This window comes from Negativicoccus succinicivorans (genome assembly GCF_018373335.1).
Classification (GTDB): domain Bacteria; phylum Bacillota; class Negativicutes; order Veillonellales; family Negativicoccaceae; genus Negativicoccus; species Negativicoccus succinicivorans_A.
In genome coordinates this window covers 1-5515 of record NZ_JAHAHH010000077.1, presented here as the reverse complement: position 1 = coordinate 5515, position 5515 = coordinate 1, and the positions used below count along the sequence as shown (strand labels likewise).

5 protein-coding genes are annotated in these 5515 nt (G+C 46.6%); 2 read left to right on the top strand and 3 right to left on the bottom strand.

The window, feature by feature from the left end; genetic code table 11:
* Positions 1-189 precede the first annotated feature (189 nt).
* Positions 190-630 (bottom strand): hypothetical protein, encoded by a 441-nt coding sequence (locus tag KH813_RS05815; RefSeq protein WP_303994405.1) that lies wholly within the window; start codon positions 628-630, stop codon positions 190-192.
* A 594-nt stretch (positions 631-1224) separates the two neighbouring features.
* Between KH813_RS05815 and KH813_RS05810 the strand changes: the two genes are divergently transcribed.
* Complete coding sequence (locus KH813_RS05810) at positions 1225-2235, top strand: iron ABC transporter permease (RefSeq protein WP_303994403.1); 1011 nt, start codon at positions 1225-1227, stop codon at positions 2233-2235.
* Positions 2235-2984: an ABC transporter ATP-binding protein gene (locus tag KH813_RS05805; protein ID WP_303994401.1), complete on the top strand. Its 750-nt coding sequence runs from the start codon at positions 2235-2237 to the stop codon at positions 2982-2984. The genes KH813_RS05810 and KH813_RS05805 overlap by 1 nt, the downstream gene beginning before the upstream one ends.
* A 147-nt stretch (positions 2985-3131) precedes the next feature.
* On the opposite strand, the gene KH813_RS05800 is transcribed toward KH813_RS05805, so the two are convergent.
* Together KH813_RS05800 and KH813_RS05795 are read right to left on the bottom strand one after the other, a co-directional pair.
* Positions 3132-4115 (bottom strand): ABC transporter substrate-binding protein, encoded by a 984-nt coding sequence (locus KH813_RS05800; RefSeq protein WP_303994399.1) that lies wholly within the window; start codon positions 4113-4115, stop codon positions 3132-3134.
* A gap of 285 nt (positions 4116-4400) precedes the next feature.
* The coding region (locus KH813_RS05795) for an ABC transporter ATP-binding protein (protein ID WP_303994397.1) at positions 4401-5515 on the bottom strand (1115 nt) is incomplete at its 5' end.

Genomic DNA, 5515 nt, shown 5'->3' with positions numbered 1-5515 from the left:
TCATCCCGCCATGCGGAGTTTGTATGTCCAACCAAGATGACACATACACTATCAACACAAATGAAACCGCTATCAGCAATATTCGTATAACCCTATTCATCGTAATCATAATCAAATCCTACCTTATTCATTCCACCCGACATAGTTCACCGTCGACAAATAGGTCGGCAAATAGTAATGAGTGATCGCTTAAAGTCCATGTTTTTCATAAAAATCATTAAAATAAACCATTATTCTCGCTTTTGTTAAATGGTCGTCCTCTCCTTCCTTATACACCGAAACCACTAAGTTATATTCTCTTTTCTTTGTACTATAGACAAAATAATAGTACCCATTGCGCTTATTGTCATTATCATATTCATGTTCTTCTTTAACCATCCACTCCTTTTCCTTTCCCAACCTCTTTATCTTTTTTGCTAAATCTTCATAGGACAATCCCACCACAATGTCCTTCACAAGATCAAGCCGATAACCCCCTCTGTAATACCTTGATTTCTTTATTTCTGATATAGTTTGAATTTCAGAAAATTCTTGTTGATATACTTGCTCAAGCGTATCAGCACGCGCCTGTATCTTGTCAGTAAAAAACATCCCATACACAAAGGTGGATATGAAATAGGAAATCGCCAATAAAAACCAACATGCCACAAAACAATTGAAAGTTTTACGCATCTTTAAATTTTACCTTTCAACACTGTCCATGTAAAATCAACTGCTACTCCTGCTGTTATACCAGTTTCGATACTTGCAATACCTCCATGCTCACCAAAAAAATGTTTCCTCCAACGCCGCCGATGGCAGAAAACCCGCCAGACCAACCTAATATTATTCACTTCGTAAGGGGAAACCGCCATCCGCAAAAGCCGTAACGTTTGTGCCTCCAGCGACATCCTTATTTGATAGTGCTATTTACCCCATCATACAATATGGGGGGAATTTTTGGGGAAAATAAATACATTAAAATCAGGTACGATCCGACCAGCAACACCAGTTGGAACTGATGCGCAACAAACCGGACGACCTGATCAAACCGGTCGTACTGATGGACGAAAAATAATCGTCACTCCCGACACGCCTTGCTTGCAAGGCGTGTTTTTTCATGCCCCAACGCGGCTTTGCCGATACGCGTGAATCTTTCGATCACGTTTCTCACCCTGTTGATTGCATCATGAAAATGATTATTATATACTGAATGATAATATCAACAAAGAAAAGAGGAATGCTATGAAATCAGGGAAATTATTGGCCGGTTTGCTGGTGGCGCTGGCCGTGATCATCGGCGCGCACTATTTCGGTTCGGTCGACATTCCCGTTGCGGAAGTAACCGCCATTTTGTACGGCAATATGACGGGAGCGGATACCGCTGTGCGACCGGTATCGCAAGTACTGGTTGAATTGGTGCGTGCACCGCGTATTTTGGCGGGCTTTGCCGCCGGCGCCGTACTGGCTACGACAGGACTTGTCATGCAGACACTCACCCGCAACCCGCTCGCCGAACCGTATGTCCTCGGGATCTCCGCCGGTGCATCGACCGGTGCGGTCGGAGCGATTTTACTCGGCTGGTTCTCGTTTCTCGGCGGGGGCGGTACGTACGTATCGGCGTTTTTAGGCGCACTGCTCGCCATGACCTGTGTCCTGGTCTTGATGGGGCGGCGGGACAATCCGGTCTTTCTCGTCCTGCTCGGTATGGGTGTCAACGCCTTCTTCGGCGCCTTGACTACCATGCTCATCTACTCCTCAAACAACGAAGCGCAAGTCCGCAGTGCGATGTTTTGGCTCGTCGGATCGCTGGCGGGATTGCAATGGTCGTCCGTCTGGCTGCTCGGTCTGACCGCCCTTCTTTGGGTGTCGATCATCACCTTGTTTCACAACGACTTCGACCTGTTGCTGCTCGGTCGTGACGCCGCCGCCCGCCTGGGGTTGAGCGTACGTCGCCTCCAGTGGCTCTTTATCGTCTTGTCCTCGCTCGCCATTGCGGTGGCTGTTGCCCATACGGGTGTCATCGGCTTTATCGGTCTGATTATCCCGCATATGGCCCGCCGGATCATCGGCCCGCAACATCTGTCGTTGGGCCTGCTCTGCGCGTTGTCGGGCGGTACCATTCTCGTCGTCGCCGATACCGCCGCACGGACACTGTTTCGGCCGGAAGAACTGCCAATCGGCGTCTTGACCGCGCTCATCGGCGCACCGCTCTTTATCGCACTGATTCGCCGCGCGTACGGAGGTGAACGATAATGTGGGACATCACGCATTTACACTATCAAATCGGGCAAGCCAAACTGCTCACCGATATCAATCTCACCGTACCGACCGGCGCCCGCTTCGGTATCATCGGGCCGAACGGATCGGGAAAAACGACCCTGCTGCGCCATATGTACGGCGAACTTCCCGCCGGCGACGCCGTCCGTTTTGACGGGCGACCGATCGGCGACTATCCCGCCCGCGAATTGGCCCGCAAACTCGCCGTACTCACGCAGTTTGCCACCGACACGGAAGGGCAACTCTCCGTGGAACAGTCCGTTCTGATGGGACGCTATCCGCATACGGATCGCTTCCTCGGATATCGCCGCCAAGACTACGACATCGCACGGCATCATATGGAAATCACGGGCACATTACCGCTCGCCCCGCGCAAACTCGGTACCCTGTCCGGCGGCGAACGCCAACGCGTACAAATCGCCCGGGCGGGCACGCAAGAACCGAACTCGATCATTCTCGACGAACCGACCAACCACCTCGACGTGCGGTTCAAAGTCGAACTCATGCAACTGTTGCAGGACTTTCCGGGTACGATCGTCATGACTCTGCACGACCTCGAACTCGCCTATCGCTACTGCGACCATGTCGCGGTACTCGTCGGCGGTCGACTCGTCGCCTGTGGCGCCCCGCAGGAAATCATGACCGAGAACCTGCTGACCGATGTATTCGGTGTCCCCTTCCGCATCGTGGAATGGGACGGCAAACATTATCCCGTGCTCGCCTGAACATACACATACACATACACAACGACATCTCCGCGGAGATGTCGTTTTTGTTTGCCTCCGCCGTATACCGCGCATAATAAAACACACCTCACTGCCAACAAGGTGAGGTGTGTTTATTACGACTGACGATCGCACGTCAGTGTGAGATTATTTCAAGCCGTGAATTTCTTTCGCCAAACGTTCCAGTGCCGCTACCGTGCGTACGCCCGGTGTGATTTCCGAAAGTTTTACGCGGATGAAATGTCCTTCACGGACAGCCGTCATATTCTGCAACGCCGGATTTGCTTTCAACGCCGCTACTTTCGCGTCGAAATCATCCGTATTGCGGATACTCGTGCCATAGTCCACGATGATGATATATTCCGGATCCTGTGCGATGACATCTTCCCAGCTTGCCTTGGCCCAAGTTTTATCCGAGCCGAGACCGCTCATGACGTTCTTCGCGCCGATCAGTTTGAGTACGCTCGTGGTGTAGCCTTCGAATACGGTAAAAGGCTGATCATCTTCCGAGTCAAACACAAAGACACGTTTTTCCGGCAAGTTTTTCAATTTTTCCTGTGCCGCTGCTAACTGTTTCTTCTGTTCCGCTACCCATTTTTCCGCTTTATCCGATGCGTTGAAGATCTTGCCGATCGTCAACATATCTTCAAACAGCGTATCCAAGGTCGCGTCGTCTTTCTGCATGGAATCCGGTACATAAATCGGTACACTGGCTTCGCGAATCTTGCTCGCTTCGATACCGCGTTTGGTGAACGGTACCGGCCAACCGGTCGTAAAGTCCGGTTTCGCTGCGATAAATACTTCGTAGGACGGCCATTTTTCCGCCAATACCGGTACTTTTTCATACGCGGCTTGCAACGGTTCGTAAATATCCTCTTCTTTGAACGCCGTACCCGCCATCTGTTTTTCCAGACCTAAGGCGAGCAACATTTCCGTTGTCGCTTGCGACATGGATACTGCGCGTTGCGGTGCCTTGGTTACCTGTTCCTGGTAAGTGTTCCCGTCCAGTTTTTCTTCCCATTTGATCGGATAGCCTGTCGCTTCCGCCGTCGTGGCCGGCTTATCAGCCCCACATCCCGCCAATGCCAGGACCGACATGGCAACAGCGGTTCCCAATAACCACTTCTTCATACAACTCCTCCTTTGTATTATCCTCGCTCCCCGGCGAGTTTCTGCCAATATTATACCATGATTAGCAACCGTTATAAGAATAATTGATGAAAGTAAATATCAATACGGCTTTTGCTTGAAATTTTAAAAATTCATCAAAGGCTCCCTTGTTCTCGTATCTTGATAAAAGGCCTAAGTAGGCACATTGAATATGATAAGAGCCTCCTATTTCAGGTTCTTCGAAATAGACAAATGGAGAGTCCCTATACATAACAGATGCTATTGCAAGTCTTTGCTTCTGTCCTCCTAATAAATAAATTCTTCTGCCATTTTTGTCTTTACTATTAAATTCTTGTAAACCTTTGATTTTTGTAAAAGCTCTTCATGGTTACCTTCACTTTCTACTTTTCCGTTTTCAAGAACTACAATCTTATCCGCATTTTCTATGGATTTCATTCTGTGTGAAATGATGACAACTGTTTTATCTTTAATTAAATTGTTTAAAGACTCTTGAATCTTTTTCTCGTTGTCAACATCAAGACTTGCTGTAATTTCGTCTAATATTAGTATCGGTGCATCTTTTAAGAAAGCTCTGGCTATTGATAACCTCTGTCTTTCTCCTCCTGATAGCTCAGCACCGTTTTCACCGATAACTGTATCAAAACCTTTATCCATTTTTTCTATAAAATCTGTGCAATTGGCAAGCTCTGCTGCTTTTATAACTTCTTCGTCACTTGCATCTTGCTTTCCAATCCTAATATTTTCCATGACGCTTTGATTAAAGAGAACCACATCTTGGAAAACTATTGAGACCTTATCAAAAAGAGATTCTGTTGATATTTCTTTTATATCTTTGCCATCGATTAAGATTTGTCCTTCGTCATAATCATAAAGTCTTGATATAAGTTTCAAGATAGTTGTTTTACCGCATCCACTTGCTCCCACTAAAGCAGTTACCTCTCCTTGCTTAGCTTTAAAATTTATTCCATTTAAAACTTTTGCGTCTTTCGTATAAGCAAATTCAACATCTTTTAGATCAATATCAAATTTTTTCAAATTATAGTCTTCGCCCTCTTGTAATTCTTGATTTTGAATTTCTTTAAGTCTTTCAATCTTTGGCGTTAAATAAAATATCTCCATCATGCCCTCTTTAGATGCATCTAGAGAGTCTTTTATCTTCATAGCCGCTAGTAAATAGCCTATAAGATAGAGAGGGCTTATCTCTTTATTAATAATTAAATTTACGCCAACAAATATTACGACAGCCAAGGATATAAAGCTAAATATTGAAGATATGGACATAGTTAAAATAGTTCCCATTTCCGTCTTCACATGCACCTTTTCACTTTTATCCATTTTTTCATATAGCTTTTCTTTCATTTCCTCTGATAAGCCGTATGCTTTAATCTCCATTTGCATTT